This is a genomic window from Pseudomonas sp. JE3303 (genome assembly GCF_056312565.1).
The window spans coordinates 1-3,152 of sequence record NZ_JBWGIF010000032.1; the positions used below are offsets into that span (position 1 = coordinate 1).

Genomic DNA, 3,152 nt, shown 5'->3' on the forward strand with positions numbered 1-3,152 from the left:
TTTGAATTTGCTGCCGTCGATGGCGATGATCGATTGGGAGAAGAGATTGAGGTTGCGGCAAAGCACAACGAACTGCCGGCAGACGCTGCGAATGGATTTACCATTGTCTCTACGGAAGTCGGCAATCGTTTTGAAGTCAGGCGCCAATCGCCCCGTCAGCCACATCAGCTCGACATTGCGCTCGGCCTCACGCTCAAGCCGGCGGCTGGACTGAATCCGATTGAGATAGCCATAGATGTAGATTTTTAGCAGCACTGCTGGATGGTACGCCGGACGACCCGTTGCCGCAGGATCGACACCCTCGAACCCGAGCGCTCCATGGTCGAGTTCATCGACGAAAACGTCGACCACCCGAACTGGGTGTTCTTCGGTGATGTAATCGTCCAGGCACTCCGGCAGCAACGTGACTTGCGTCCGAGACTCACCTTCAATGAATCGCTTCATGAGCGTCCCCGCCCCGATCTCGACGATCAGAAGGTTAGGCAATCGCAGGCGTTTTCACACAGCCTGGACCCAAAACGGCCGTTCGCCGAGGTCGGCTTACGGCCAAAGCGGACGGTCACTGGGTATGAGGCAGGCTTCCACTATCTTATGACCTACGTGGATCCGGCCCTGGTCCAATAGGTATTATATGGAGAACCCTTGAACTTTATGGCCGGCGGAGTTTCGATCACCCCCACGTCGGTATAAGATCTGCGAAACTTTTGTGCAAGGATGCCCGGCCTTCACGGCTCGACGCATTCTGCTGTTATTAAGTACGGAGGGTAAAGAGGTGGAGTCCTGAGCTTCTCCGCGAAAACTCTATATTCTGGTTCACGGCAAGAATATCCAAAGCTTTGGAATCGAATAGTTCCTTGGCTATCCTCATAGACAACCCGGAACTGCCCTGACACACCGTTTCCCGATATCGGGAATTTGAGGGTGTAGCTCTTGGATGTGTTTGACTTTATGGTACCGAAAGACTGCTTGGTTGTGCCCATCAACTGTGGATCGTATTCAACTCTGACGAGGTAGGCGTCCTTACCGTGGTTATTGAGGGTACATCGGTGAACCATCACCTCTTCCTCGGTATCCGTTGGAAGCGGCTCTGAGGTGAACGAGAACTCCGCTAAAAACGACTTATCGCGCTCTTCGATTGTCAATGCCAAAGCCTGAAGTTGTGCCTCGATTTGCTTCGTGGCCACTGTTGCCATGATTTTTTGCTGGTCTACTGAATTTTTCAATTCCTGAGCCTGAAGCTTAAGCGCCGCAGTGCTCTGCTGTAATTCGGTTGCCTGGATCTTCAACGCATCTGTGCTCAGCCTCAACCCCTCACCCTGTTGCATGAAACCGAGGACCAGCCAGAGCAAACCCACCGTGCCGATAGCACCGGCAAGGAAGTCTCCCACTTCGTTGAGGGGCATAGTCAGTAGCGTGTCTGCTCGCCCCCCAATTATCGGTAGGATAATAGCCAGATACGCCAAGGTCATCGCAACGCCGACCGCACCCAGGTGCTTGCGCAGTCCCCAGCCCTGCGGTCTTACCTTGTGCGATAAGTAATTCAGCCCAGCGGTAACCACGATCGCCGCGACCACCCCCGCCAAGATAGTCGTTGAGAGCGGCCATCCTTCATTCAGCACTTCTACAGGCGGTGGCACGCTCCAGAACACACCGCTCACTGGTTTCCACAATTCCGCCATTACATCCCCTAAGCTTCAATCCGCGACCCATGACCAGCGATGATAGCTGCGACATGAAACGAAATAAACTTGGTGAAGTGGGCAAGGGGCGCGATGGCCGATGCCCATTGATGGACTCAGCCGCGTGCGTTGCGCCCCAGTTCATCCTCAGCAACCCGCCACCGCCAGTACTTGTCTGGTCCGACCCATACGACAGAGTCAGGTGTCAGCTTCTTGAAGGCGTTCAGCACAGTGGTGCCCAGCACCAGGTTCCCTTCGGTATTTTCGCGCAGCAGTACCTCGGCCTTAGCCCTGACGATATGGTCAACAACGTCGTCTTGGTACAGGCACCCGTCCTTTTCAATCTCCGCCAACATCCAGTCCGAAACCGACATGGCATCAGTATTCACTTCGTCTCGTCCTCGACCGGCACCAGCGAGTCGCTGGGGAAGCGACCCATTTCCAGTTTCTTGCCTGCAAACCACTGGCACTCGAAATTTTTAAGGTCGCTGCCGTAGGTGCCTCGGACTGTCATCACTGGGCCGCCAGATTTAATCTTCACCAGATCTCCAATCTTGAATAGTGTTTCCTTTGTCATTGCGCTTTCCTTTAGTAGTGGCCAACTGGCATGCCGATGATAGCCTCGTGTCTGAGCGAAGCACAATCGCGGATGCCAGCGCCGCTGTACCACGTCTTTATTCATCGTCGTTCATCTTCCTCTCTCTGCTGCAATGTACCCTGGCATCACGTCGCGCTCAGCCGAAGCATAAGGTTCATGATGCGCGAAACCGGTATCGAGATTGGCCGATTGAAGGTCTGCAAGCAAATGAGCGAGATGAATCCCATCAGTAAGCCGCCCGGCTCTCATGTCTACAAGAGGCATCGATGGAGCGGCCGTACATTCCCAATGTGCTGAATAGGGAGTTGCTCGCGACAGGCAGAAATTGGCCGATTGCTGCTCTACAAGAATGGCAGCTATGGGTCCAGGCTGTGTGAAAACGCCTGCGATTGTCTAACCTTCTGATCGTCGAGATCGTGGCGGGGACGCTCATGAAGCGATTCATTGAAGGTGAGTCTCGGACGCAAGTCACGTTGCTGCCGGAGTGCCTGGACGATTACATCACCGAAGAACACCCAGTTCGGGTGGTCGACGTTTTCGTCGATGAACTCGACCATGGAGCGCTCGGGTTCGAGGGTGTCGATCCTGCGGCAACGGGTCGTCCGGCGTACCATCCAGCAATGCTGCTAAAAATCTACATCTATGGCTATCTCAATCGGATTCAGTCCAGCCGCCGGCTTGAGCGTGAGGCCGAGCGCAATGTCGAGCTGATGTGGCTGACGGGGCGATTGGCGCCTGACTTCAAAACGATTGCCGACTTCCGTAGAGACAATGGTAAAGCCATTCGCAGCGTCTGCCGGCAGTTCGTTGTGCTTTGCCGCAACCTCAATCTCTTCTCCCAATCGATCATCGCCATCGACGGCAGCAAATTCAAA

Annotated in this window: 5 protein-coding genes; 1 reads left to right on the plus strand and 4 read right to left on the minus strand. The window is 54.5% G+C overall.

The features are described from left to right. The 4 genes from AC0ZZU_RS23920 to AC0ZZU_RS23935 all read right to left on the minus strand — a co-directional run. Positions 1–444: transposase (locus AC0ZZU_RS23920; protein WP_476343906.1), on the minus strand; the 444-nt coding region annotated here is incomplete at its 3' end. A 281-nt stretch (positions 445–725) separates the two neighbouring features. Then, complete coding sequence (locus tag AC0ZZU_RS23925) at positions 726–1,679, minus strand: hypothetical protein (protein ID WP_476343908.1); 954 nt, start codon at positions 1,677–1,679, stop codon at positions 726–728. Between the two features lie 116 nt (positions 1,680–1,795). After that, positions 1,796–2,068: a DUF6953 family protein gene (locus AC0ZZU_RS23930; RefSeq protein ID WP_476343910.1), complete on the minus strand. Its 273-nt coding sequence runs from the start codon at positions 2,066–2,068 to the stop codon at positions 1,796–1,798. Continuing rightward, a complete protein-coding gene (locus AC0ZZU_RS23935) occupies positions 2,065–2,256 on the minus strand; it encodes a YodC family protein (protein ID WP_476343912.1) in 192 nt (63 codons plus the stop codon). The genes AC0ZZU_RS23930 and AC0ZZU_RS23935 overlap by 4 nt, the downstream gene beginning before the upstream one ends. 452 nt (positions 2,257–2,708) lie before the next feature. Here AC0ZZU_RS23935 and AC0ZZU_RS23940 point away from each other — a divergent pair. Next, positions 2,709–3,152 (plus strand): transposase (locus tag AC0ZZU_RS23940; RefSeq protein ID WP_476343914.1); only part of this gene is annotated, 444 nt, incomplete at its 3' end.

Excerpts from the sequence above, each read along its gene's own strand:
- AC0ZZU_RS23925 (WP_476343908.1), bottom strand. The coding sequence starts at position 1,679 with ATGGCGGAATTGTGGAAACCAGTGAGCGGTGTGTTCTGGAGCGTGCCA.
- AC0ZZU_RS23935 (WP_476343912.1), bottom strand. The coding sequence starts at position 2,256 with ATGACAAAGGAAACACTATTCAAGATTGGAGATCTGGTGAAGATTAAA.